We start from the raw sequence: 26013 nt of genomic DNA on the forward strand, positions 1-26013 counted from the left end.
ACCGCTGCTGACAGCCGGCCATCAAGATGACAACGCGCTACCAGTCAGCAAGCAGGGCTTCTCGTGGATCACGTAAAACCACTACCGCCCCACGCTCCTAGGGGAGTTCTTCCTCTGGCTCCGGAGGACTGAGTCTCTGAGCCAGTACTCACGGGGCCACGAACGTCAGGGAGCTCTGACAAAAACCGCGGCATCACTTTTGAGCGAGACGGCCCGGTCATGTCCGGTAGGCCGATGTCCGCCGGGGGAACAGCTCGGGTGCCGCCCGGATGGCCAAGACTGGGTTGGGGAAGGAAGGCCTGACCAGGCTGTGGGTCGACGGATCTGATCCGGGTGATTATGCATGTCCTGGGCGCAGCGATCATCCGTACCCGAACCGTCCGGTGGATCAACGGACCTCGTCAGTACGTTGCTGCCAGGGCCGCGGGAAGCTCGGTCAGCGCGGTGACTGTGAATTCAGGAGCCTGAAAGTAGCTGGGGTAGCTTTCCCCGGCCCTGTTCAGCCATGCCGTGCGCAGGCCCGCGCGGGCGGCGCCGTGGATGTCCCATGGATGGACGGCGACCAGCACCATGTCAGCGGGGTCGGCCTCGCAGGTGGCGGCGGCATATTCGTAGGATGCCCGTGCAGGCTTCCATGCGGCCGCGTCTTCGACCGAGAGTAGCGCCTGAAACTCGTCACGGATTCCGGCGTCGGTGAGCAGCTTCCCGGCGATCTGGGCAGAACCGTTGCTCAGTGTGATGAGCCGGAACCCGGCAGCGGTGAGTGCCCTAATTCCATTCGGGACGTCCTGATGTAAGCTCAGGCCCGTCATGCCGCCCATGACATGCTCGACCGCGGTCTCAAGTGGCTGGTTGAGTCCCACCCCAGTAAGAAGTCCCCGGAGTGCCTCGGCCCCGATGGCGGCGAAAAATCCCTTGTCGCCGCTGGCCGTGAGGGCGAAGCCGTCGCGCAGCAGGGTAGCGAACCAAAGTTTGGCCAGTTCAGCCGGCGCACCGATCTCGCTGAAGCGTTCGCCCATGGGGGACATGTCGGAGAGAGTTTCGTTGACATCGAAGACGATTACTGGCATGGCATCGGTCATGAATTCTCCTTGTGGTGTGCAGACTCTTCGTCCAAGTCTCCCCTAGAAACACCGGCAGGCCTCATAAGACCTTGCCCTCCCACAGTTCCCGGAAAGGAACCTCCATGAACACTCGCAACCGTTTTTCACCGGGAAAAGCCTTGCGGCCAGGCGTCGTGGCGCCTGCGCTCGTCGTGATCGCTATCGCTCTCGCTGGCTGCACCGGCAGCCCGGCCGGCGACGCTGCTACACGGCCGAGCTAAGAGGCGGGATCGACGCTGCGTTTCGTCGGCCGATAGCCGGCGAGTGCGGCGCGGACGTCGCCCTCTTCGTGCACGCTCTTCTCCCTGCCGAACGGCAACATTTTTAGTAGCGGGTGCAAGATCGTCATGACGATGAGGCCCCAAGCGAGTCCGAGGACGGCCGAGCACAGGGTGTTGACGAGCCAGGCCAGGAAGCCGCCCACCGCCGGGATCCCGGCGAAAGGGGCTTCGAGGACATGGACGAAGTCGTAGGGCACGTGCCAGCCGAGGTCGTATAGTCCCTGCAGCATGATGTGACCACCAACCCAAAGCATGGCGATGGTCCCGACGAGGGTTATTCCGGCCAGCACGGCGGGCATCCCCTTGACGAGCAGCTGGCCAAAGCGCTGGGAGCCCGCGGAGTCCTTCGAGGTCAGGTGCAGCCCGATGTCGTCCATCTTGACAATCAGTGCGACGGCACCGTAAACGAGCACCGTGATCAGGAGCGCTACGACGACCAGGATGAGCGCCCGGACCCACAAGGACTCATCTGCCACCTCGTTCATCGAGATGACCATGATCTCGCAGGACAGGATGAAGTCGGTGGTGATGGCGCCCTTGGTGACCTTAGCCTCCGCCTCCGGACCCCGTTCGACCGCCGGCACCTCTTCGTCCGCGTGGTCGCCGCGGAACTTGTGCCAGACCTTCTCGGCGCCCTCGTAGCAGAGGTAGGTGCCGCCCAGCATGAGGATGAACGGGATGGCTCCTGGTACGAAGGCACTGACGAGCAGCAGGGCCGGCAGGATAATCAGCAGCTTGTTCCGAAGCGAGCCCCAGAAGATCCGCTTGATCATCGGCAGTTCGCGGGACGGGTCCGCCCCCGAAACGTACTGCGGGGTAACGGCGGCGTCGTCGATCACCACGCCGGCGGCCTTGGCTCCCGCCTTCGCCGCCCCGGCAGCGACGTCGTCCACCGAGGCGGCCGCTATGCGGACCAAGGCTGCGACGTCATCCAGCAGGGCGACGAGACCGCCGCTCACAGACCGCTCCCGCACTGCTCGAGGGGGGACTGCAGGGCATGGAGGCCTCGGTTGAGGCGTGTGGTCGGCATGCTCAGATTATACGGTGGCGGGCACCCCGTTGACTGGGAGTGGCGTGCGTGCGCGGGGACGCACGCCAGCCGCGCTGGCTAGTTTGGGGCACCGTGACCGCGGAGTGGCGTCGAGCTGACCTATTCAAAGTGCAGTGTCCAATTTTCGCGGGCTGCCTCGGCCGACTCCGACCAGTTCTGGATCCATGGACTCGTTTTGGCCCCGCAACTGCATTTTCAGTGCCAGCCGGCGGCGACGCGGTCGCGTGGCGGGGAGCGATCAGGCCGGATTAGGCCAGGAACATCCAGGGCGGGATACACGTCAGGGTTGTACTACCTCTGAGGGGTTTCTTGCTTTAAAGTGTGTACCTGGTCGGGTCTCTGACGCTTGGTGCGGCCTGTAGCCTGGCTGCCGCGGTGGCCTGTGAAGTTTTGTAGGCGGCGGGGTCAGAGGCCATGGCTGTGAGCCCTCCGTCTGTTGGGATGTGGGGTCATTGGCCTCATTTGTGGCTTGTTCTGGTGCCCGTTGCGGGTCTAGTACCCATTCATGCCGCCGGGTTCTGTTGGCAATATGTCCTGCGGCGGTTCCATAAGATCCCTTCTCCGGATTCCCTATTCACTTAGAGCCTGGGGGAGAGGTGGGTGCCGCCTTGTCGGGCCCAGGGTGTGTGGAAATTGTCCACACCCGGGTGTGTGTCATGCCGTTGACTTGGTGGCTCCCGCCTTGCCTATTTCTGCTACGCGAGTTCATGCCGGGACGAGTTCTGCCGGACATGACGTTCCTGCCGGTTCATTCGCCTTTTCGTTGCGGGGCACTGTCGGGCACCTATCGGAATGCGCGCCCCGTACGCCCGCCATGGATTGTGTGGACCGTGTCAGAAGCGGCTGCTGCAGGGCGTCGTGCAGGACCGGAGCGTTCCACCGGGACCTGAACGTGTGGGCAATGTCTGATTCATTGCCGGGGCCGCCCAGCAGGACAACAAACGTATTGGAACCCCTTAATTCATTCCATCCTTTTCAGTGCTCGGATGCCTTCGCGGCTTTGATGGCGGCCTTGGCAGCCTGCTTGCTGGCGCGCACCCTTTTCAGTGACTCGGAGTCCACGATGTCGGCGACAGAAAGAAATGCGCTCTCCTGGCCATAGGGGTCAGCAGCCTCACGCCAGCCTTGTGCCTGGAGTCCGCACTGCTTGCCGAGTAGTGCGAGGAAGATCTTTGCCTTCTGCTCTCCGAAGCCGGGCAATCCCTTCAGCCTGCGCAGCACTTCCTGGCCGTCAGGGTCGTCCTGGTTCCAGATGGCCGTTGCGTCCCCATTCCAATCGCGCTGTACGGTTGCTGCGAGATTCTGGACGCGGCTGGCCATTGAGCCGGGGAAGCGGTGAACGGAGGGACGCTCCTTGAAGATCTCAACGAAGCCGGCCGGTTCATATTCGGCGATTGCGGCGGGGGACATGGACCCGAGCCGCGTCCGGATCTTTTCGGGTCCGGCGAACGCAGACTCCATGGTCACTTGCTGGTCAAGCAGCATGCCGATTAGAAGTGCAAACGCGTCATTGCTGAGCAGCCGGTCGGCGGCAGGGTCGCCAGTGATGTGCAGTTCCATGCGCCCATCCTCCCACCTGCTCCGAGCCGCGTCATGGCACCACCGACAGCCGGGCGTTGCTGTCCACGCTGCCACGCCCCACTGGCTCGGCCAGCGGGATGCTGAGTTCGGTCCCACCGAATGACTGGTGGATTCCGGTGTGGTCAGCGCAATAGCTGATGAAGGGGGATGTCGGACGGTGTGTATGGCCGGCCGCCTCTTGGAGTTTTCGGGCGGGATGCCCCCGGTACTGCCCGGCTGGGCCAGCACCGCCTCCGCAGGGGTGGAACCTGGGAGGGGTCAATGAGGGAGGCCATGCGGGAAATCGGCGTGTCGGAAAGGCCATGACGACTGTTGGAGCCTCAAAGACACAAGGAAAACCATTATGGACGTCAACAGGCCGCGCGTCGCGCTCGTCACCGGCGCAGGATGACGGCTCACCGGTCTCTGCGTGGGACGACTGCCGATCATTTTGCCAAGCCGTAGCCATGTCCAGCGGTTGGCGGTTGGCGGTGGAGGTTCGCGGCTGGTCACGTACGGCCGTGCTGGTCAGGTCGCTGGGGGCCGGGCAGCATGCAGGCGTTCGAACGTGGGCGGATGCATGTTGTCGCGATATCGTTGGTCCAACACGTCGAATCCGGAGGGCGCATGCCATACGTTGTTGACTTCACGAACGTTTCGACTGTCGGCTTGGAATCGTCTCCGGTCGCCGCGGCGCTTGCTGGCTTGCGCGCCAATGAGGGGCGCTACTACCGCAACAAGTACGACCACGTCTTCACCGTTAGCCCGGCAATCGAGGTTCCGGAGGTGGTCGACCGGGTCAGCCGGATCCTAAAGGACGAACGCGACATCGTCATCGACTCCCGCCCGCTCGAAGCAACTGCCTTCGAAGTCGACGGTTTGCGGATGGATTACGTGTTCTACGAGTCGGGGCTGTCGATCAACGTCATGTACAGCATTGAGGACGGCGGGAAACGAGCGGTCGGATTCAAACTGGCCGAAGGTATGGAGATTCCAGAGGAACTGGCATCACGTTTCAGATTCGCCCGCCAGAAATCAAAGCTGGCAGGCGTTATCCGCGGCTCCTACTTCGTGATCAAGGGCGAGTATTGATCAGCTGACGTTCCGCGGGCCGTGCCGCCCCCTGGTGTGGTTTTCACCGTCTTGCTGACGGAATAGAGAGTCCTCACACTTGCCCCGGCGACTGTGCGCCGGTGATCGATCCGGGCATAGCGCCGCTCCTGGGCCGACCATCGTGAGCCACAGGCCACAAAGGCCAGCCTGCCATTCACAGCAGGGGTCGCGGCCGGCCGCGGCAGCTTGCGCCTCAGAGGTGCGGCTGTCCATGACGTCACGCCTGGAAACCCGGCTGCCAGGCTCTGCAGGCTGGCCGCGACGCTTCCGGGCACTAACTGGGCATGCAGAGTGGCGCGGGTCGAACACCCGGATGGGTCAACCCAAGCATAGGCAACGGCGCAACGCAGAGCCTTGGGTGCCAAACTTCTGCAAGGCCGGCCAGTGAGTGTCAGTCATGCCGCTACGTACCCGTTTGCCTATGAGATGTTCGGAAAAGAGGAACGAACAGCTATGACCCATTTCGACTCCCAAACTGTGCAATGCCACCTCTGCGTGTGTCTGATAGAAGTTGTTACTTACGCTACGGAGAACATTAGGCCAGAGCGGAGGCACATCACGCACAGCGTGAAACTGTCGTGGCCCGCACTGCCACGGCAGAATTCTGGGCCGGCAACAAAATGGTAAAAATGGGGGTGTGCACAATATGCACACCTTGGGCTTCGGATCGGGTCGTTCTGGTGCCGGACTGGGCCGGATTGCGGAGGTTCTCGCGGGAGTGGCGGATTTTCAAGGGTTTGGTACCCGGTTCGAGTCCCACCTCGGGCACAGCATGGCCCTCGTCAGAGGGGTCTTTTGCATTTCATGTGTGCACATTGCCCCTCTGTAGGTCTCTCTGATGCTGGCCGCGGTCGGTGCTTGGTGCCGCGATCGCTTATGAACTCATGTGGGTGGCAGGTTCAGGGCCGTGGTTAACCTTCCGCCTGCTGGGATCTGGGGTGATTGAGGGACGCGCACGGCTTCACAGGCTTGAGAACGCTGCCAAGCCTGCCCTGCGAGCATGAGCCCCGCTCAATCATGCTCGCAGTGCCGCTCGTTCTTTCTTGGCCCTGAGAGCCGGTGCGAGGGGAGTTACGGCGTCTTTGGTCGAAGCGCAACCAGCCAACCGGCCCACTCGCGGGCGGCGCTGAACGTCCACGTCTTCGTCCCGCTTGGTCCCGCGATCGCCTGAATGCCGTCGGCAACCTCGAAGCGGCGTGCGCCGGTCTCGACTGCCTGGGCCATCCCGGTCGGCGTAGTGAGGGTGACCGAGCCGGAGTTGACGCTCATGCATCCGACGAGCATCGCGTTCGCGGTCGTGCTCGTCACTGCTGGGACGGTTCCCGAGGATGTTGCCGCGCCGGACGCGGTCGTGGCGGCGGTGTCAAGCCCTGAGGCGCCGGAATACCTCGCGATACCCCCTCCGCTTGTCGTCGAAGTTGTCGTCCAGGAATAGCTCGCCGACTCGGACGCAGTGGCCACCTTGTAGTAGCCGTAGACTTTCGGGTTTGCGATGGTGGTCACGGCGGCCAGCCGTGTCCACCCGGCCGGGACACCTGTCGCGGTGATGCTGCCGCCGTTCAGGGAGAGACAGCTGACCAGGAGATCCCCCTGGGCGACGTTGGCCGGCTTGGGGATCGAAAGCGTGGTGCTCGCTGCGGTGTTCGTGGCTTGGCTCACCGACTCGCGGACGATGCCGCTGCCGCCGCCCGGGTCGGTGGGGCTGACGCTCCAGGTCTGCGTCGCTGCTGTCGCATCGGTGTTGCCGGCTGCGTCGGTGGCCCAGACACCGAATGTGTGGGACCCGGTCGACAACCCGGTGTAGGTCTGGGGCGAGGTGCACGCGACGCGCGACACACCGTCCAGGCTGCACTGGAACGTCGAATTGGCTTCACTTGAGGTGAATGCGAAGGAGGCACCGGTCGACGTCGAAGTCGCAGGTGGTCCCGACGTGATCGTCGTCTCCGGGGGCGTAGTGTCCCCTGTCGGAGGCGTCGTGTCCACGGTCCACGTATAGCTGGCGGGAGTCGGGTCGGCGCCGTTCTGGTCAGAGGCACGAACCTGGAAGGTATGCGCGCCGTCGGACAGTCCTGTGTACGACACCGGACTGATGCAGTTGGCGAATGCCGCCGAGTCGAGCGAGCAGGCGAAGGTCGCGCTGGTCGATGTCGAGGTGACGCTGAACTGAGCCGATGTGGAGCTCGTCGGGTTGGCTGGCTTGCTTGTGATCGTCGTGTCCGGCGGTTGGGGGGTGGGGGTCCCAGCTCCGATTTTGCGCGGGTCATAGGCAGCATCGACGAGTAGAGCCGGCGTGTAGGCGGCAGCGATGGACTGCCATGGCACCGCCTTGAAGTTCTGGCGCTGCCCGTTGTCGTTGCCGGTGTCCTGTGTGACGAAGAAGCCCTGGGGGAAGGGCCCGCCGACCCCGAAGTTGGTGACGTCTATCCCGTCCATGCCGGTCACGGCGTCTATCCCGTTCCCGGCAGGGATGGCGAAGGCTCCCAGCGGCCGGTTGTCGTCGCGGGCGTAGGCGTGGAATCGGTTGGAGCCCTGGCTCGCGGCCAGCAGGTAACCGGCGCCACCGCTACCGTAGTAGATGCTGATGCCCTTGATGTCCTGGACGATGTCGCCGCCATTCTCGGTGGTGCTGACAACTTTCGTCCCGGCGGTCGAGTCCCCGGGCTCGGCGCCGTAGCGCCAGATCCCGCCGATGTCCTCCTGCGCGATGTAGAGCCGCTTCATCTCATCATCGGCGACCAGGCCCTCGGTGTGGGCGGGACCGCTCACCTTCCAGCTGCGCACGAGCCGTCCCGTAACTGATCCGGTGGAGCCATCAAGTTCCCACTGCTCGACCTTGCCGATATCGGTGACATAAGCGAAATACTTACCGGTGTCCGGGGAGTGGTAGAAGGAGAACCCGCGGGGCGTGCCGATGTTGGCGGTGGGAGCGAAGCTGCCGACCTTCGTCAGCGAGCGGTCCGACTCGTTGACCTTGTAGAAGTCAAGGCTCCTTACTCGGTTCGAGACACCAACCAAGCCGACGCGGCTGCTGCCGAGGGGAAAGTTGTAGCGGACATCAACATTGTTCATCCGTCCGTCGGGGTAGTAGAACAACTCCCGTCCAGACAGGTCGTAGACGACAAGACCGCGCCCATCCGTGCTCTTGTCCGTGCCGATGATGGTGCTCTTCGACGGGTCGGTGGGGTGGATCCAGATGGCCGGGTCGTCCGCGGCATCCCCTGATCCGTGTATCGGGGCCGTTTCGACCGTTGCGCTCACCTGCGCCACGGCCGCACTCGCGACCGGAGCGGCGAGCCCCACATGTAGTCCAGCGAGTAGTCCAGCCACCGTCAGCATGGCAGCAAACTTCGATTTGAGTGTCACCCCTGGCCTCCCAAAGTTTGATGCCGACAGTTCCGGGCAACCGACGAGAAACGACGCGGATCAACAGGCTGCACATCGGCCGCCTTCGCCTTCAGTCCGGCTGAGGCATGTGCGGCAATCCGGGGTGCGACCCAGTGAGGCTGCCGGCCCATGCCCGGACGGATGATGGCCGGGTCCATTGAGGCCCGGCGCCTTCCGGAGTCCGTTCCCGGACCGCGCGGACTATGTCGATTCGGGAGACTGCGCACAGACATCGCTCCCTTCGTTCTGCCAGGCGCGGGCGTCCCAGCGCCGAACCGTGAGGTGTTTCGAAGATATTAGGGCCCAACGAGACCTGGCCAGTGTATGCCCGGGATAAGAGGCCGACCAGCGTGGCAAGGGCTTCCCGGTACTTGTATATTGGCTGGCACTACCCGTCTTTCAGCCCCGCACTAGTCGCTCTTGGTTGAGGGCCCAAGGCCGGTTTATCTTAAGTCCGGCGCCCGGCATCGCCCACCTCCACGGCGAGGGAGGCGAGGGTGGAGACCAGAAGCCGTCGCTCCACCACCTTGATGAGGGCAGACCCGTGTAACCCCGGCCAGCCTCAGGTAGCCAGCAAACTGGGCGGGGAGGACGAATAGAGCAATTGCGCCCAGCCCCGGCCTGATGTGTCCGGCCGAGCTGGCAATGCGGGCAACGGAGACAGCGACGGGCTGGAGCAGGGAATCAGAGATGGTCACCGTGCCAATCCCATCGACCGCGCAGGGCCAGACGTGTCGCACCCGGGGACGGGGGTGAACGCGATAACCTGCCAAGGGAGTCCAGGAAGGGGCGGTGCTGTGGACATTCTGAGCGGCGTAAGCGGCGAGTGGTTGCGGGCCCTGACCTGGCTCTCGGCCATTGCCACAGGGCTGTTGCTCTGTTTCTGGCGGCCTCGCCGCGTTCACTGGGCTGCGCTCGGCTCCGTACTGGTCTTTGCGGTGGCCAACATCGCAGCAGGCATCTACGTCCTGTCCCATCTCGGAGATTCACGCTGGGGCGGCGGCGGGCAAGAGCGGCTCGAAGCCCCCTCGCTGGCAGATACCCCTGTTGTTGGGCAGTTCCTGGGACCCCTGGACGCGGTCCTGAATGGTGTGGTGGACGGTGTCAATGAATTTACCGATTTCCGGGCCTCGCTTCCGGTCGCGGTGGAATTCCTGGCAGCATCCGGCTGGGCCCTGGCTGTTGCCGTGCCCCTGGGCGTGGCGGCGCTCATGGTGAGCTACCGGGACGCCCAGCGCCGTAAGGCCGTCTTTGCGAGATTCAGCCTGCAGGTCGACGAGCTCAGCGCGGAACTCGATGAAATCAAGCGCCACCTCGGTTACCCAAACCGGGGTTAGTTCCTGAGGGGCGCTGCGCTCCGCCGTGGGCATGGAAAATCTGTGCAAAGCCTGAAACCCGTGGCTCTCTGGTGCTTGTCCGGGGTGCGGGGACACACTTAAGGAGTGTGTTCCGGTCGACCCCGGTCGCTCTATGGTGCCGGTGAGCCTGTGGGTTAGTTTGGTGGTGGAGGGCACAGCTTTGTTGTCCGCGGGACCGTGGATTGTTGCCTTTGAGCACGAATGTCAGATTTGTCGTTTTATCCGTCCTCCCCGGAACACAGACACCTTGATTCCTGCTGGCATGACTGGGAAGGGTGATCCCTTCCTGCTGGCATGACTGGGAAGGGTGATCCGCCATGGAAGTGATCCACCCGCGGTGCGCGGGCATGGGAGCTTGTCAAGTTTTTTGTGTAAGTGGCGCCGGTAGTTTTCTAATTCAGGTGTGGTTCTATTCGGTCGGGATAGGTCAGGGCGAGGACGCCGAGCGCTTCGTTCCAGCCCTGAGTGAAGGCGCCTTCGACGAGGATGTTGTTCGACTTATGCCTGTTCTCGCGGGCCCTTCCGTGGAGTTTGACCCGTTCAAGGGCGCGTTTGTCTTCGATGTTGCAGATCGCCAGCCAGAGCAGCTTCACTGCGGCGATGTCGTTGGGGAAATGGCCGCGGTTCTTGATGATCTTGCGGAGCTGGTAGTTCAGCGACTCGATGGCGTTGGTGGTGTAGATGATTTTGCGCAGCGGCGGCGGGAACGCCAGGAAGGGAACGAATTTCTCCCAGCTGTTGCGCCAGGTGTTCACGGTGGCCGGGTATTTGCCGCCCAGCGGTGAGGCCGCGAAGTCCTCCAGCGCCGCTTCTGCCGCCTCGATGCTCGGGGCCGTATAGATAGGCTTCAGCGCCGCGGCTACCTTCTTCCGGTCCTGGTAACCGATGAAGCGCATCGAGGCCCGGATCAGGTGCACCACGCAGGTCTGCACGGTTGCCAGCGGCCAGGTGGCCGCAACGGCTTCGGGGAACCCTGTCAGCCCGTCGCAACAGACGATGAGCACGTCCTTCACGCCGCGGTTGGCCAGCTCTGCGCAGACCCCGGCCCAGAACTTCGCGCCTTCGGTGGCCTCGACCCAGATGCCCAAAACGTGCTTGATGCCGGCCATGTCCACGCCCACGGCGATGTGCGCGGCCTTGTTGCGCACTTGGGCGCCCTCGCGGATCTTCACCACGATCGCATCCAGATACAGGATCGGATAGAGCGGATCCAGCGGCCGGCGCTGCCAGACCAGCACTTCCTCCAGGACCTCGTCGGTGATCTTCGAGATCGTCTCGCGCGAGAGTTCGGTGCCGATCGTGGACTCCAGGTGATATTGGATGTCGCGGACCGTCATCCCGCCGGCGTAAAGGCTGATGATCATCTCATCCAGCCCGCCGGTACGGCGGGAGCCCTTGGGCACCAGTTGCGGCGTGAACGAACCGTTACGGTCCCGCGGCACGGCCAGCTCAACGTCGCCGACCTGGCTGGCCAGAGTCTTCGGGTAAGAGCCGTTGCGTGAGTTCGGCAGCAGCCGCGCCGCCCGATCTCCCTTCTCATAGCCCAGATGACCTGCCAGCTCGGCCTGCAGCCCGCGTTCCAGCACGGCCTTGATCATCTGGTTCAGGAACCCGTGTTTGCCGTCGATCTGCAGCTCGCCGGAGTCGATCTGTTCCATCAGCTCGTCGAAGGCGCCCGAGTCCTTCAGCTGCTCCATGCCTCCGGCGGCAGCGACCTTGGCGGCGAGCTCGGCACTGAGCTCTTCGTTGGAATCAATCATGGTCACAGTGTTCTCCAATCAATCGCTGGACCGAAACCCCCTACACAAACCATCTGACACTCCGCCATGGAAGTGATCCACCCGCGGTGCGCGGGCATTGATATCTCGAAGAAGGACGCGAAGGTCTGCGTCCGCGTGCAGGGCCGCGGGTCCAGGCCCACCACGTCGATGGTCACCACCTGGGGTGCGATGACCGAACAGATCCTGGATCTGAAAGAGCACCTCCTGAACGAACATGTGAGCCTGGTTGTCATGGAAGCGACCAGTGACTACTGGCGTCCCTTCTACTACCTGCTCGAAGACGACGGGCTTGACGTGGTCCTGGTCAACGCCCGTGACGCCAGGAACGTGCCGGGCCGCAAAACCGACGTCTCAGACGCCGCCTGGCTGGCCGACCTCGGCGCCCACGGGCTGGTGCGGGCCTCCTTCGTGCCCCCGCCCCCAATCCGGGAACTGCGGGACCTGACCCGGGCCAGGACCATCATCACCCGTGAACGGACCCGGGAAATCCAGCGGCTGGAGAAACTGCTTGAGGACGCCTGCATCAAACTTTCCTCGGTGGCCTCGGACATCACCGGCGTCTCCGGACGGCTCATGCTGCAGGCACTGATCAAAGGCCAAGACGATCCGGCGACCCTGGCAGACCTGGCCCACGGACGGATGCGTTCAAAGATCCCCGAGCTCACCAATGCGCTGACCGGCCGGTTCAGCAGCCACCACCGCTACATGGCGCAACTGTATCTGCACCGGATCGACGCCCACACCGCCGACATCGAGGCCCTGAGCGCCAGGATTGAGGAGGCGATCGCGCCCTTTCGCCTCGCCCAGGAACTCCTGATCAGCATCCCGGGATTCAGCACCACCATCGCCGAGGTCTTCATCGCCGAAACCGGCGCCGACATGACCGTGTTCCCCACCGCGGGGCACCTGGCATCCTGGGCCGGCGCGGCCCCGGGCTCCAACGAATCCGCCGGACGGGTCAAGTCCGCCAAAACACGCCCCGGCAACCGCTACCTCAAAGGAGCCCTCGGCATCGCTGCCCTCGCGGCAGCACGATCGAAGAACACCTACTTCTCCGCTAAATACCGGCGCACCACCTCCCGGCGGGGACCCTCCAAGGCACTCGTCGCGGTTGAACACTCCATGCTCACCGCGGCCTGGCACATGCTCACCACCGGCGAACTCTACAAGGACCCCGGAGCCGACTACTTCACCCGCCAGGCACCGGCCAAGGCCAAGGCCCGCGCGATTGGTCAGCTCGAATCCCTGGGCTACCAGGTCATCCTCGAACCCCTGCAACAAACCGGATAACGACCGGCTACGACGCCAACCCACCGGATCCTCCGGTCACCGGGACGGGGTCACCGCAATTTTCATGTCAGCGCGACCGGTCAGCTCCGTTTCAACCGGAAGTCCGGAACGTGTTGAGTGCCAGGCCGCGCAGTGGTACGGCGTGAAATGCCCACATCAAGAATGCGGGTCCGCGCATCAGGGGCAAGGATGAAAGTCCCGCGGTGGCCTCGGACGTGCATCCCGGAATGGGCCGGCCCCGGGGCTTATGGCCCGTGACAGCGGAATCGGCAGTCTGGAGAATTGCCCGATGGCGAAGCCACAAACCATGAAACAGCCTTCCACCCCCGCCGCAGTGGTCGCTGGGCTGGTGGCATCGGGTTTCCTGTTCCGGCGCTTTCAATTGCGCTGGGGTGCCACCGCCGCCGAAGCCGACGGCGGGCTTCCGGGCGACGACTTCCTGTCCATTGCCGATCTGCAGTCAACGCGGGCGATCACCATCAAGGCTCCGGCGAACGCAGTGTGGCCATGGTTGGCGCAGATGGGTCAGGGGCGCGGCGGACTCTACAGCTACGACTTCCTTGAAAACCTCGCCGGCCTGGACATCCGCAGTGCTGACCGTATCCACCCGGAGTGGCAGGACATCAAGGTAGACGATCGCTTTCACCTTGCCCCGGCTGCTACCGCAGACCTGGCATTTGTCCTGAAGCCACATTCCGACGGCAACACCCGGCTTCTGGTACGGGAGCGTTATGCCTACCGGCAGGGGTGGGCCCGGTGCCTGGTCGAGGCGGTGGAGATTGCCAGTTTCATCATGTCCCGGCGGATGCTCCACGGGATCAGGAGCCGCGCAGAGGGCAACTAGGGCGTGGTGAGACGTACTGTTCAGACACTCATGTTGGCCGCGGCGTCGTCACCCGGATAGCGACGGCGGGCCGGCAGAACCATCGGGCGCCGGTCAACCGGCAGAGGAAGCGAACCGAGTACCCTCCAAACCCTGTTCTGTGATCGGACCGGGCCTCGGGGGATGGTCGTCACTTGCCGCCTGGGCGAGCCCGGTCAAGCCAATCTCCGAGCAACGCGGCGAGGAGCTCCGGCCGCTCGTGCATGAGTGCATGGCCCGCGCCGTCGACTACTGCCAGGGTGGCGCGCGGATAGCGCTCCAGTAAGTCCATTGCGTCGGTGTACCCAACGATCGAATCAAGTCGTCCGGCCACGATCAGGGTCTGCGCCGGGAAGGTACTCGACCCGACGTCGACCGTCCATTCGGCGAAGATTCGGCCTAGCCCAGTCGCGTCAACGAGCGTCGTGCCCGGCACGACATGGCTGCGGTAGCGGCGGGCGGTGGCCGACGTGCGCACGACGAAGTATTCATCGAAACCGTGCCGTTGCTCAGGTTCGAGTTCGTCGTACGCGTTTGCGTCCTGACAAATCACCTGATGGTCGGGCACATTTTGTGAGTGCTCGGCGACGGGGCATAGCAGGGCCAGGGCGCCCACGATGTCGGGCCGCTGTGCAGCCACGCCGCGCGCAAGATATGCGCCGTAGGAATGCCCAAGCAACATCACCGGTCCGGCCTCTAGCCGATCAATGAACTCAGCGATTACCGCGACCACATCGTCGTTGCAACCCAGATCGCCGGTCGTGGAGCGGCCCATTCCTGGCAGATCCGGATAGATCCGCCGGTATCCCGGGCCGGGGACGACGGCCTCGATCGCCGCCTCGATCTCGCGGTGATCAACACCGGCGCCGTGAAGGGCAATAAGAGGCACGCCGCAACCGTGCTCAACGTAATGAATTAGGACGTCGTTGATCCGTCGCTCCATGTCCACATCGTAATGATCGATCCGTGGCTGCAACACCACCCGAAACTATGTGGCCTCCCGGGGGCCTGCCCGGCCCAGAATTTTCTCGGCGTCCCGTCGCTGGGCCTTCGGTGGACAGGCTTCCGTCGACTCGTATTGATAACTGGCGGGAGGTGGACGCCGTGAAAGTCCTTCAAGCCAGTAGCGTGATCCGGCCTGTGAGCCAGGCCTCCACACCCGGTTCAGTCGCGTACGGGATTCGACCGTGCTGCAGCGAGTGGATCGGCCAGGCTTTTCAAACGCTGAATCCGTTCGGGTGCGGCGCTCTGGAGCGGTAAATATGGGGTGAGCACACTGTTAACACCCAGGGGCTTGGGATCGGATCGTACCGGTTCCGGACTGGGTCGGATTAGGGATGCTTTCGGCGGAGTGGCGGGTTTTGCTTTACCGTGTCGACCTGATCGGCCCTCTGACGTTTGTCCGTGGCCAGGCCTGCGCCGCAGCAGCCAATTGAGCTATTCGAAATCAGCGGTTTCACGTTAGACAGGTAGTCAAGGCGCACACGGGCTTCCGAGTGCGATTCGTTCTCGGTGATAAATTGGGAAGCGTGACCACTGCGGAGAATGAAGAATGGGCTGAGCCTCGCCATCAAGTGCCTATCCCCCCGCGCACGCGAGCCCAAGGGCAGTCCCTGCGTGAGGTGCAAAAACAGGTGACCCGCGAGCGGCTGATCGAGTCGGCTGCTGAGGAATTCCGGAGCCGCGGCTTCAATGAGACGACTGCGGAGAACATCGCGAGTTCAGCTGGAGCCAGCCGCGCAACGTTCTATGTCTACTTCAGGACCAAGGCGGAAATCGTTGCCGAGCTGATGAGGCGCAGCCAGTCCGACGTGATGGCGGCCTACCGCCGGTTGGACGACATGGAAGATCCGGACCAGGCGAGCATCCTCGACTGGCTGGACGAAACCATCATGCTGTGGCGGGAGCGCTCCAGCGATTTCAACACCATGGAGCAGGCGCTGGCAAACGATGACCTGGTGACCGAGACATGGTTGAACATCCTCGGCGACACCTACAAAGTCATGCCGAAGACCTTTGCCCGGTACACGGATCCCGTGCAGCACGAACGCGCGCGGCTGCATTTGCTGACACTCCAGATGGCGTTGGACCGGACCATGTTCTTTACGATTCTTCGCGGCAGGCCGTTGGATATGGCGCTGCTTAAGGACGTGCTGGCCATGCAGTGGCTGGCTTTCGTCCGCGGTGACGCCGCTGCAGGCTAAGCAACGGAACACGTGCAGAGGCGCCGGACCATAGTGTCCGGCGCCTCTGCATTGGCTCAACTGCGGGGTTAGCGGCGATGACTCATGACAGTGAGAGCGGCTGCCTCAGTGGCTGGCCACCTCGGTCAAGTGGACACGCTTGGAGAGCGCGAACGCTGCAATGATCGCCACTACCGAGACAATTGCCGCGGTCAGGAAGCCGGTGGCGTAGTTTTCGGCCGGCGGCAGGGGGGCCGCGGGCGTCGTGTTCAGGCCGATGATGGCGGCGTAGACCGCTGTTCCGATCGCTGATGCGGACAGCGCGATCCCCACGTAAATGGAGGCAGTGCCGGCGCCCTTCCCGGCCGGCGCCTCGGCGGCGATGATCGAGACGGCAATGGTCAGCACCGTCGTGTACGCGACGCCGTAGAAGAGGATGCCGACCACGACAGCCCAGAGCTGGGTGTGCATGAAGTACAGCCAGACGAACGACAGCATTAGGAGGAATGCACCGGCAGCAAGGGGGCCGCGCGGCGGAATGCGGTGGAGCACGCGCGGGATCACCGTGGAGACAACGATGCCGGCCACCGTCATCGGAATGAAGAGAAATCCGGCCGTCAGGGGATTGAGTCCGAAGCCATAACCCGCCAACTCTGCAGGGGTCAGGGCCCAGCCCATCACGAAGTTGAACATCATGATTCCGGCGATGCCAAGCGTGACAAAAACGGCGTACGCGGGCATCAGACGCGTGCTGAGCAGCAGCGAGATATCAACCAGCGGCTGCTTGCTGCGGGACTCGGCGACCAGCGCCAGGCCAAGGCCGACGACGCCGCCGATCACCCAGGTCAGAGTGACAGGGGATGTGAAACCCCAGGCCGGGCTCTGGCTCAGGCCGATGCAGATCGCGGTCAGGGAGAGGCCGAGCAGAGTGACGCCGACGACGTCGATGCGCTTGCTCTTGCCCCGGTTCCGCAGGGTGGCGTCAGAGTCCGAGCCCCACAGCAGCATTCCGACCATACTCAGGACCGTCAGGGCGGCGCCGATCCAGAATGCATGACGCCACGTTGCGCCGATGACCACCATGAGGCCGCCCACGCCAAAGCCCAGCGTGACACCGACGGCCTGGCCGCCGGCGATGATGCCGATGGCCTTTTTGCGGTCGAAGTTGCTGAGCCGGTCGTTCATGATGCCGACGACTAGGGCCTGTCCGGCCATGATGCCGGTAAGTGCGCGGCCAATCACCAGAACGGTGAAATCGGTGGCGAGTGCTGACATTACGTAGCCCACGAAGATGCCCACAATGCAGATGATCATCACCTTGCGGTGGCCGAAAACGTCGCCGGCCTTCGACAGGAGAGCGATGGAGGCGGCCCCCATCAGGAGCGTGGCGAGGAGGGCCCAGGAGACCTGGGAGGGCGTGAGGCCGAGGTCCATACTCATGGACTGGTAGAGCGGGATAGCCATCATGGCGCCCACTTCGTTGAGCATTTGCAGGCCGGAGAACGTTACGGCCATCAGCATGCCGGCGCGCTTCCAGGGGAGCTTTCGCTGCGCATCCGGCAGCTCTGCCGGGGCCAGCTGGGCGGTTGGGGAGCCCGTCATTGGAACTGTCATGCTTCTCCTTTGAAGAGAGGCCCGGAGGCCTCGAAGTTCTGTCTCTGGTGGGATTCCCCGCAGCCGGCGGACTCCAGCGCTACGCGCCGGGAAGTGGATCGGATATGTGACCGTGCTCACGGGAATGAATGAAGCAGACCACATTCACTGGACGCTTGTCTACTCAATCAACGTACGTATATTTTTTAGGTATGCGCCCAGAAATTCGCTGGACATGTGTCCAGTGAACTGCCACACTGGTGTCCGACATCACAATTTATGGCCGCCTCGCTGGCGGACAGCAGAAAGGCACAACGTCGTGACCCTAGAAGGAAAAGTTGCATTCATCACCGGAGCCGCCTCCGGAATCGGGCTGTCCACCGCAAAGGCTTTTGCCGACGCAGGCGCCGCGGTGGTTGGTGCGGACGTGTCCGAGGCGGCCCTGGCCCGCGAGTTCTCTGCCATTCCCGGCTCGCTGTCGATTCCCCTGGACGTCACGAGCAGCGCGGCCGTCAACGATGCCTTTGGCAAACTCGACGCAGAATTCGGCCGCCTCGACGTGGTCATCAACGCGGCCGGCATTAATGCGCCGTCCAAGGCCGCGAACGACAAGCTCGTTGACACCAACGTCCGCGCCTTCCGGGCAGCACGGGCAGGCGAGGACTTCTTTCCCGACTTCCTCGGTGACATCACTGATGACGATTTCCGCCGGGTCCTGGAAGTCAACCTGTTCGGGCCGTTCTACGTCATGCGGGCAGCCGCCCCGCTGCTCAAGCGCACCGGCGGAGGCTCCATCGTCAACGTTTCCAGCTCGGCTGCCCTGCTCGGCGTGCCGATGCCGCTGTACTACCCCGCGTCCAAGGCCGGCGTCCTTGGCATGACCCGGGCAGCGGCCGCCGAACTGGCCCCCTTCAACATCCGGGTCAACGCGATCGCGCCCGGCGCGGTGGACACCCCGCTGTTCCGCCAGCAGCCCGAGGAAATCACCGGGATGCTGATCGGCATGCAGCCCATCAAACGCCCCGCCACTCCGGAAGAGATCGCCGCCACGATGCTGTTCCTAGCCGGCGAAGCAGGCGCCTACTACACCGGGCAGACCCTCTCGCCGTCCGGCGGCCTCCACATGTAGGGCCGCCACTCCCACGGCAGCAGCCTCCCGCCGTCGTCGGACGCACGACGACGGGCTGCCGCCACCCCCCTTTATCCCCCTTTACGCCAGGCACACAGGAGCAGGACCATGACCCACGGACTCAACGCCGAGACCATCGACCTTCTAGAGCAGACCATCCGGAACGACATCAGCGCCGGCGACTATGACGGCGCCCGCATCATTGTGGCGCGTCACGGCGAAGTCGCACTCGATGCCACGCTTGGCTGGGCGGACCGCGCTGCCGGCCGCGCCATGGAACCGGACAGCATTTTCCGTGTGTTGTCGCTGACCAAGGCCTTCACCAACGCCCTGGTGTACCAGGCCATCGGCGAAGGGCGGCTCGCCCTGAGCACCCGCGTGGTGGACATTATTCCCGAGTTCTATGGCAGTGACCGGTTCCGTGCCGGACGCAAGGACCGCGTCAACCTGGCACACCTGCTGACCCACCGTTCCGGGATGCCTGCCACCCCGGAACCGCTCCCGAACGCGCAGCTGGGCAACCTCGCCGCCGTCATCGCCGCCATCTGCGAACTCGACGTAGTCCACGAGCCCGGCACCAACCTCACGTACTCACCCGCCGTCAACCATGCCCTGATGGGCGAGATGCTCCGCAGGGTCTACGGCGCCGACTCCTTCCGGGACCTGGCCGAGAAGAACCTCTTTGGGCCGCTCGGCCTCAAGGACACACGGTTCGGCCCCCTGGCCGACTGGAAGGAACGGATGGTCCCGCTCAAGGCCTACATCCCCGACTCCGGCTGGCTCTCGGCCAAGGACATTGAGGTCCTCGACGAGGTCATCAACGAGGATGCGGAGATGCCGTGGGTGGGCTCCGCCAGCAGCGCTGCCGACGTGTTCACCTTCGCTGAAATGATCCGCCGCAACGGCGCCCATGAAGGCCGCCAGCTGGTCGCGCCCGCAGTGCTGGACGCGGCCACCACGCTGCAGACCGGGGACATGACCAATGACCTGTACGCCATGATTGCCCGGATGCGCGGCTGGGAAGAGCCCCCGGGAAACTTCGGCCTGGGCTTCTCGCTGAGCGGAACCGGCATGCACCCGTCCTTCTTCGGCCCCTTCACCAGCCCGCGGACCCACGGAAACTACGGTGCCGGATCCACGCTGTTCTGGATCGACCCGGAACGGGACATGACGTTTGTCTGCCTGACCGCCGGCGTCATGGACGAGGGCGACAACGTCCTGCGCTTCCAGAAGCTCTCCACCATCGCCGCCTCCGCGGTCCTCTGACACTTCTTCCTCCTGGAGCACACCATGTCCATCAACACCATCACTCCTGCCCACCGCGGCCCCCTTGCCCCCGGCTTCGACGCCATGGGCGACGACTACTACCGCGACCCCGCCCGGCATTTCGCCGACGTCCGCGAGGGCCGGCCAGCCTTCTTCTATCCCTACCTCAACGCCTGGATCATCACCCGGCGCGCCGATGCTGAAACCATCCTGCCCGACTGGCAGAAGTTCTCCAGTGCCAGCAACGGCGGACTGATCCCGGTACCCGAGGCTTACCAGGAGATCATGCCGGCCGAGCTGATCTCCCGGATCCTCGTAGGGTCTGATCCTGCCGGGCACACGATTGCCCGGCGCGTGGCGCAGAAAGCCTTCCTGCAGGACCGGATGGAAGCGCTGCGGCCGGAGATCGAAGACCGTGCGCACCGCATCATCGGCAGGTTCGAGGCGGATGGGCATGGCAATCTGATGGACGCCTACTGCCTGGAGCTCACTACGCAGACGCTCCTTGCGCTGATGGGGCTCGGTCCGGAATTCGATTCCATGATGCGCGGCCTCCGTGACGACTTCTTCCAGGTGCTCGCCAGCGCCCAGGAAAAGCTCGAAGAGCCGCGCCGGTCGGCAGTGTGGGGCAGCTACGTCTCGGCTCAGCTGACCCTGCGGCAAATCGTCCGCGAACGGCGTGACAGCCAGGCCGACGACCTCATCTCCGTGATGGCCCGGGACAAGGACCGGGACGGCAACTGGTCCCTTTCGGAGGAACAGATCGCCCTGCATCTGAGTGAATTTGCCGCTGCCGGCACCGACACCACCGCGCAGGCGATGGCCAACGCCGTGATCTTCCTCAACGAGACGCCCGCCGCTCTTTCCGATGCCCTGGACGAGCCTGCACTTTGGCAGCGGGTCTTTGACGAGACGGTCCGGCGCCGCCCGTCGTCGACCTTTGCTTCCCGGCGGGCCAACGTCGATGTCACCATCGGCGATGCCGAGATCAAGTCCGGGGACATGATCTGGATCGCTCTGGCCAGCGTGAACACGGACCCCGAATACTACGACCGGCCCTTTGAATTCGACATCCACCGCGAGGACTCCCGGGATCACCTGGCCTTCACCAAGGGACGGCACACGTGCCTGGGGCAGCCGCTCGCCCGTGTCCAGGGAGCCACTGGCCTGAAGGTGCTCTTCGAACGGCTCCCAAGCCTGCGTCCGGCCAATGATTGGGGCCTGGACTTCATCCGCATGGCTCTGCTGCCGGTCCGCCGGAGCCTGGACGTGCAGTGGGACGTGGCACCCAAGGCGGCGCACCACGCTATCGAGCTTCCCGAAGACCCCACCGCGACGCGTGAACTGCTGGTGCAGGAGCGGCGGGAGGAATCCGACGGCGTCGTATCCCTGACGCTCGTGGACCCGGCTGGGGATTCGCTCCCGGCCTGGCACCCGGGTGCCCACATCGATGTCCATGTCGGCGAATGGGTCCGGCAGTACTCACTTTGTTCTCCTGGCGGCAACCAGTCCACGTGGCGAATCGGCGTGCTCAAGGAAGCTGCCGGCCGCGGTGGATCGCTGGCCATCCACGACACGGTGGCGGAAGGGAGCTTGCTGAAAGTCAGCCAGCCCCGCAACAACTTTGTCCTCCAGCCCTCAGCCAACTACCTCTTCATCGCCGGCGGAATCGGCATCACCCCGATCCTGGCCATGGTGGAAAAGGCCGAACGCGAAGGCGCCAACTGGAGCCTCGCCTATGGTGGCCGCTCACTTGCAACCATGGCCTTCCGTGAGGAGCTGGAGGATTTCGGCGACCGTGTCCGGTTTGTCCCGGAAGATACCGACGGCCGGGTGGACTTCGCTGCCCACCTGAAGGACGTCAAGCCTGAAACACTGATCTACTGCTGCGGGCCCGAGCCCCTGCTGAACGCCGTCGAAGGCGCCTCGGCGCACTGGCCCGCCGGCAGCCTGCACGTGGAACGCTTCGTGCCAAAGCAGATCGACGCCAGAGGTGACGTCGCCTTCGACGTCGAGTTCGTGGACAGCGGCGTTACGCTGACCATCCCCGCGGACAAGTCCATCCTCGAAGTTGCCCAGGCGGCCGGGCTGCCCGCCTTGTCCTCCTGCAGCGAGGGGACCTGCGGCACCTGCGAAACGCCGGTCATCTCGGGCACCCCCGACCACCGTGACTCCATCCTGACGGACGACGAAAAGGCCAGCTGCGACAGCATGTTCATCTGCGTCTCCCGCTCCAAGGGTGGATGCGCGCTGAAGCTCGGGCTCTGAGCCGTGGGAATGGAGCAGATCCGGCACGATGCACCGGCACTTCGCTGGGGCATCAAACGGAGCTTCATCACGTATCTGTCCCGCCTGCCGGACGGCAGCGTGTCTGCCGAGGCGGGGGCGTCCATCGTCAGCGGGAGTTACTTCCAGTTTGAGCCCGACGGCGGCGGCCCGGCATCGGGTGCCGGGGCGCCGGCTGAGATCCGCAAGTTCCGTGGCCAGATCCGGCTCAGCGGCCATCACGGCATGATGAGCCTGTTTGTGGCGGACCCGTGGCTCGAATTCGGTGCCGCCGGCGCCGTGCTGAGTGTCGCTGACCCGCAGCAGGCGGCCAGCAGTGGCCGCCGGCTGGAACTCCTCCGGCTGGCCGAGCCGGTCTGGCCCGAAGCGGCCGGGCCCGACGCGGCCAGGGCGGACTGGACGGAGCTGCCGGCACGGCTGGCACCGGCCGCCGTCGAGCTCTTCAACGGCCAATACGAGGCCGGGGAGGCAATGGATCCCGTGTTCCTGGGCCCCGCGGTGCCGGGGGAGTGACGTCAGAGGGTGTCCGGGCCCGTCCTCATGCGTGCGCCCCTGGCGCGGGGACCCAGGAGCACGTCCGCGAAGGTCGCGGCAACCTCGGTTAGCTCGCGCTGCGCACTCCACACCGCAACGGCGTGCAGCGGCGGGAGTGGCGGGTCCAGCTCGCGGGTCACCACGGTGGTCTTGGCGATCTGCTGGATTTCCGGGGGCATGATGCTGATGCCCATGTCGGCCGCTATGAGGGGCAGCGTGGTCTGCAGGCTGGTGACGGTCTTCAGCCTCGGCATGGAGAGGCCGTTCGCCAGCCAGTAGTCCACCAGCAGTTCGGTGATGCCCGGGACGCGGATGTTCGGCGACGGTAAAAGCCACGTCTCATCCATCAGTTCAGCCAGCGGCACGGGCTTGGGCGCATCTTTGAAACGGGTGGGCAGCACCGAGGACAACGACATCTTCGAGATCGGTTCAATGACCACGTCGTCCTGGTACATGGTGCGCAGCCTGTCGGGCGCACCGGTCGCAACGATTGCCACATCCAGGGCGCCGGATCGGATGCCCTCAATTACCGTGCCGGGCTCGACGTCGGTCAGGGTGACGTCCGCGTGGGGCGAAAGCTCGCGGAAGCGCGCCAGGACGCGGGGCAAATACGCCCACGCGAAGGGCAGGATGACTGCAAGATGCAGGGTGCCGCTGAGTCCTTTTCCCTGCCGGCTGAGTTCTCGTGCGAGCTGATCGGTCTCGTCGACCAGCCTGGCACCCTTCTGCACCAGCAGTTCCCCGGCGTTGGTGGGCACAATGCCGCGGGCCGTGCGTTCGAGGAGCCTGACGCCGAGTTCTTCCTCAAGGTTCTTCAGTGCCGCGCTGAGCGGCGGCTGGGTCATCTGGAGGACCTTGGCTGCTTTGGAGATGGAGCCCTGCCGGGTGATCTCGCGAAAATATCGGATGTGCCTAATGTCCATATTCAAAGTGTATATCTCGGAGGCGTGAGTTCACTGAAACATATGGCTACGGTGCTTCGGTCGCCCTACGGTGGTGAACAAGCAGTGATACCAATCACACGACGAAAGCAAGGAGGCTGCATCGTGAGCGTTGATGCCGATACCCGGATCCCCAGCGATGACTGGAACCCCATTAAGGTGACCGACTACCCGGCCGAGTACGACAGGCTGCGCGCCGAACGGCCACTGGCCTTCACCAGCGACTACGAGGGATTCTACGGATTTATGCGTTATGCAGAGGTCCAAAAAGGGTCCCGGGACTGGCGCACGTACACCAGCGGCCAGCCGTTCCTTGAATTTCCCGAATTCATGCGGTCCATCCCCATCCAGGAGAACCCTCCCACCCACACGTACTTCCGGAAGTTCCTCTCGCAGTACTTCACCCCGGAACGCGTGGCCATGCTGGTCCCGGACATTGAAGATCTCGTGGCCAGGAACCTGGACCCGCTGATCGAAGCCGGCGAAGCGGACATGATCGAACAGTTTGGCATCATTGTTCCGCAGCAGGTCCTCGCCAGGTTCCTGCTGCTCCCGGACGATGCGTGGGAAACAATGGCCGACAGCCTCGCCAAGGCCGACGCTGTCCGCCATGACCTCGAAGCCATGCGGGAAGTCAACAAGAACCTCTGGAACCCCACGGTCGAGGCGCTCATCCAGGACCGGAGGGCCAACCCGCAGGATCCGGCCATCGACATCATGTCCGGAGTGCTGGAACTGACGCCTGAGGGCCGGCCGGTCACGCAGGAGGAAGCCGTTGCCATCGGTGTGCAGATCTTCTCCGCAGGTGCGGACACCACGACAGCGGCCATAGGTTCCATCCTCTCCTACCTCGGCAGCCACCCCGAGGACCAGGCCGAACTTCGCCGGAGGCCGGACCTGGTGGACACCGCGATCGAGGAAATCCTGCGCCTGGCGCCGCCCCTGCATCACACGGGGCGGAAAGCCACAAGGGAGGTTGAGGCCTTCGGCGCTGTCATTCCCCAGGGCGCCAAGGTTGGACTCAACGTGTTCTCCGCCAACCGGGACGAAGAAAAGTTCGTCCGCGGCAACGATTACATTGCAGACCGCTCACCCAACCCTCATCTGACGTTCGGGCATGGCCCGCACCAGTGCATGGGTTCACCGATTGCGCGCGCCGAACTCCAGGCGATGCTCCGGCAGATCCTGGCCAAGACCAGCAATTTTGAACTGTCCGGTCCGCCGGTGTCCAACGGCCGCCCGCTGCGCACCGGCTGGACCCACGTGCGTATCCGCTTCGAGAAGTAAGGAATCGACGATGACATCCGAAACCATGCTCAGGACGACTGCCACGTTCACCCGGCAGCCGCTCCAGGTCCGGCGCAAGCGGTCCGCGTCGGACGGAGTGGTGGAACTGCAGCTGGTGCACCCGGAGGGGGCAACCCTCCCGAGCTGGCAGCCGGGCGCCCACGTGGAATTGCATCTGCCGTCAGGACTGTCCCGCCAGTATTCCCTGTGCGGGAGCCCGGCCGACAACTCCAGCTACCGGCTCGGGATCTTGAACGCCCCGGGGAGCCGCGGTGGATCCAGCTACGTGCACGCCGGCCTGACCGAGGAGGACATCCTGGAGGTCTCCGGACCGCGCAACAACTTCGAGCTGGTGGACTCCCAGGAGTACCACTTCCTCGCCGCCGGCATCGGAGTCACCCCAATGATGCCCATGCTCGAAGAGGCCGAGCGGCGCGGAGCCCGCTGGAAGCTGACCTACATGGGACGCTCGCGCTCCTCCATGGCCTTTTGGCAGGAACTCGCGAGCAAGTACCCCGGCAGGATCGACATCCGCCCAGACGACGAGTTCGGCTTTCCCGACCTCGGCGCCCTGCTGGGGAACCCGCGCGACGGCGTCAAGATCTACGCCTGCGGCCCGGAAGGCCTGCTGCGCGCCCTCGAAGGAATCTGCGCCGAATGGCCCGCAGGAAGCCTGCACCTTGAGCGTTTCGCCCCCAAGGACCCGGGGGCGTCCAACGCCCCGGCCATCTCGTTCAGGGTCAAACTCGCCCTCAGCGGCCTGGAACTCGAAGTCCCCGCCGGCCGCAGCATCGTGGAAGTGGCCGAGGAAGCCGGCGCGCCCGTCATCTTCTCCTGCATGGAAGGCACCTGCGGCACGTGCGAGACCCGCATCCTGTGCGGCGAGGCCGACCACCGCGACTCCATCCTCAGCGACGAGGAGAAGGCGGCCAACGAGATGATGATGATCTGCGTCTCGCGGTCCAAGTCCGACGTCCTTGAACTCGAACTCTAGAAACCCCGGAGACGCAC

At 64.1% G+C, this 26013-nt stretch carries 19 protein-coding genes; 11 read left to right on the plus strand and 8 right to left on the minus strand.

What is annotated here, in order from left to right; translation table 11 throughout:
• Window positions 1-401: 401 nt before the first annotated feature.
• The 3 genes from AC50X9_RS18400 to AC50X9_RS18410 all read right to left on the minus strand — a co-directional run bounded on the left by AC50X9_RS18400 (window position 402) and on the right by AC50X9_RS18410 (window position 3995).
• Entirely contained in the window at window positions 402-1082 is a 681-nt protein-coding gene (locus AC50X9_RS18400; protein ID WP_494895930.1) for a haloacid dehalogenase type II, read from the minus strand.
• A gap of 238 nt (window positions 1083-1320) precedes the next feature.
• Complete coding sequence (locus AC50X9_RS18405; protein WP_494895932.1) at window positions 1321-2343, minus strand: DUF808 domain-containing protein; 1023 nt, start codon at window positions 2341-2343, stop codon at window positions 1321-1323.
• A gap of 1067 nt (window positions 2344-3410) precedes the next feature.
• Window positions 3411-3995, minus strand: a complete 585-nt coding sequence (locus AC50X9_RS18410; protein WP_494895934.1) for an HhH-GPD-type base excision DNA repair protein — start codon at window positions 3993-3995, stop codon at window positions 3411-3413.
• A 627-nt stretch (window positions 3996-4622) separates the two neighbouring features.
• On the opposite strand from AC50X9_RS18410, the gene AC50X9_RS18415 reads away from it, so the two are divergent.
• The gene (locus AC50X9_RS18415; protein ID WP_494895936.1) at window positions 4623-5087 is read left to right on the plus strand and encodes a DUF8821 family protein; all 465 of its coding nucleotides are present in this window, start codon (window positions 4623-4625) and stop codon (window positions 5085-5087) included.
• 1092 nt (window positions 5088-6179) lie between these two features.
• On the opposite strand, the gene AC50X9_RS18420 is transcribed toward AC50X9_RS18415, so the two are convergent.
• The gene (locus tag AC50X9_RS18420) at window positions 6180-8471 is read right to left on the minus strand and encodes a phytase (RefSeq protein ID WP_494895941.1); all 2292 of its coding nucleotides are present in this window, start codon (window positions 8469-8471) and stop codon (window positions 6180-6182) included.
• An 818-nt stretch (window positions 8472-9289) separates the two neighbouring features.
• Between AC50X9_RS18420 and AC50X9_RS18425 the strand changes: the two genes are divergently transcribed.
• Window positions 9290-9829 carry a hypothetical protein gene (locus AC50X9_RS18425; protein ID WP_494895944.1) on the plus strand — a complete coding sequence of 180 codons (540 nt, stop codon included), beginning with the start codon at window positions 9290-9292 and terminating at the stop codon, window positions 9827-9829.
• A gap of 413 nt (window positions 9830-10242) precedes the next feature.
• Here AC50X9_RS18425 and AC50X9_RS18430 read toward each other — a convergent pair whose 3' ends face one another.
• The gene (locus AC50X9_RS18430; protein WP_494895946.1) at window positions 10243-11610 is read right to left on the minus strand and encodes an IS256 family transposase; all 1368 of its coding nucleotides are present in this window, start codon (window positions 11608-11610) and stop codon (window positions 10243-10245) included.
• Window positions 11611-11676: 66 nt separating this feature from the next.
• On the opposite strand from AC50X9_RS18430, the gene AC50X9_RS18435 reads away from it, so the two are divergent.
• A complete protein-coding gene (locus AC50X9_RS18435) occupies window positions 11677-12921 on the plus strand; it encodes an IS110 family RNA-guided transposase (protein ID WP_494895948.1) in 1245 nt (414 codons plus the stop codon).
• Window positions 12922-13228: 307 nt separating this feature from the next.
• Window positions 13229-13765 carry an SRPBCC family protein gene (locus tag AC50X9_RS18440; RefSeq protein ID WP_494895950.1) on the plus strand — a complete coding sequence of 179 codons (537 nt, stop codon included), beginning with the start codon at window positions 13229-13231 and terminating at the stop codon, window positions 13763-13765.
• Between the two features lie 169 nt (window positions 13766-13934).
• On the opposite strand, the gene AC50X9_RS18445 is transcribed toward AC50X9_RS18440, so the two are convergent.
• Window positions 13935-14762 carry an alpha/beta fold hydrolase gene (locus AC50X9_RS18445; RefSeq protein ID WP_494895952.1) on the minus strand — a complete coding sequence of 276 codons (828 nt, stop codon included), beginning with the start codon at window positions 14760-14762 and terminating at the stop codon, window positions 13935-13937.
• Window positions 14763-15312: 550 nt separating this feature from the next.
• Between AC50X9_RS18445 and AC50X9_RS18450 the strand changes: the two genes are divergently transcribed.
• Window positions 15313-15987: a TetR/AcrR family transcriptional regulator gene (locus tag AC50X9_RS18450; protein ID WP_494895953.1), complete on the plus strand. Its 675-nt coding sequence runs from the start codon at window positions 15313-15315 to the stop codon at window positions 15985-15987.
• Between the two features lie 105 nt (window positions 15988-16092).
• Here the strand turns inward: AC50X9_RS18450 and AC50X9_RS18455 are convergent, their stop codons facing one another.
• Window positions 16093-17580: an MFS transporter gene (locus AC50X9_RS18455; protein WP_494895955.1), complete on the minus strand. Its 1488-nt coding sequence runs from the start codon at window positions 17578-17580 to the stop codon at window positions 16093-16095.
• A 298-nt stretch (window positions 17581-17878) separates the two neighbouring features.
• Here AC50X9_RS18455 and AC50X9_RS18460 point away from each other — a divergent pair, with 298 nt between their 5' ends.
• From AC50X9_RS18460 to AC50X9_RS18475, 4 genes are all read left to right on the plus strand, one after another.
• Complete coding sequence (locus tag AC50X9_RS18460; RefSeq protein ID WP_494895957.1) at window positions 17879-18688, plus strand: SDR family NAD(P)-dependent oxidoreductase; 810 nt, start codon at window positions 17879-17881, stop codon at window positions 18686-18688.
• 108 nt (window positions 18689-18796) lie between these two features.
• A complete protein-coding gene (locus AC50X9_RS18465) occupies window positions 18797-19954 on the plus strand; it encodes a serine hydrolase domain-containing protein (RefSeq protein ID WP_494895959.1) in 1158 nt (385 codons plus the stop codon).
• A 24-nt stretch (window positions 19955-19978) separates the two neighbouring features.
• On the plus strand, window positions 19979-22222 hold the full coding sequence (locus AC50X9_RS18470) for a cytochrome P450 (protein ID WP_494895961.1): 2244 nt from the start codon (window positions 19979-19981) through the stop codon (window positions 22220-22222).
• A gap of 9 nt (window positions 22223-22231) precedes the next feature.
• Window positions 22232-22753 (plus strand): HtaA domain-containing protein, encoded by a 522-nt coding sequence (locus AC50X9_RS18475; protein WP_494896017.1) that lies wholly within the window; start codon window positions 22232-22234, stop codon window positions 22751-22753.
• A 2-nt stretch (window positions 22754-22755) separates the two neighbouring features.
• Here AC50X9_RS18475 and AC50X9_RS18480 read toward each other — a convergent pair whose 3' ends face one another.
• On the minus strand, window positions 22756-23697 hold the full coding sequence (locus tag AC50X9_RS18480) for a LysR family transcriptional regulator (RefSeq protein ID WP_494895963.1): 942 nt from the start codon (window positions 23695-23697) through the stop codon (window positions 22756-22758).
• Window positions 23698-23820: 123 nt separating this feature from the next.
• Here AC50X9_RS18480 and AC50X9_RS18485 point away from each other — a divergent pair, with 123 nt between their 5' ends.
• Both AC50X9_RS18485 and AC50X9_RS18490 read left to right on the plus strand, forming a co-directional pair.
• Window positions 23821-25002 carry a cytochrome P450 gene (locus AC50X9_RS18485; RefSeq protein WP_494895965.1) on the plus strand — a complete coding sequence of 394 codons (1182 nt, stop codon included), beginning with the start codon at window positions 23821-23823 and terminating at the stop codon, window positions 25000-25002.
• 10 nt (window positions 25003-25012) lie between these two features.
• The gene (locus tag AC50X9_RS18490; protein WP_494895967.1) at window positions 25013-25996 is read left to right on the plus strand and encodes a PDR/VanB family oxidoreductase; all 984 of its coding nucleotides are present in this window, start codon (window positions 25013-25015) and stop codon (window positions 25994-25996) included.
• Window positions 25997-26013 lie beyond the last annotated feature (17 nt).

The sequence above is a fragment of the Pseudarthrobacter sp. HLT1-3 genome, from assembly GCF_059383535.1.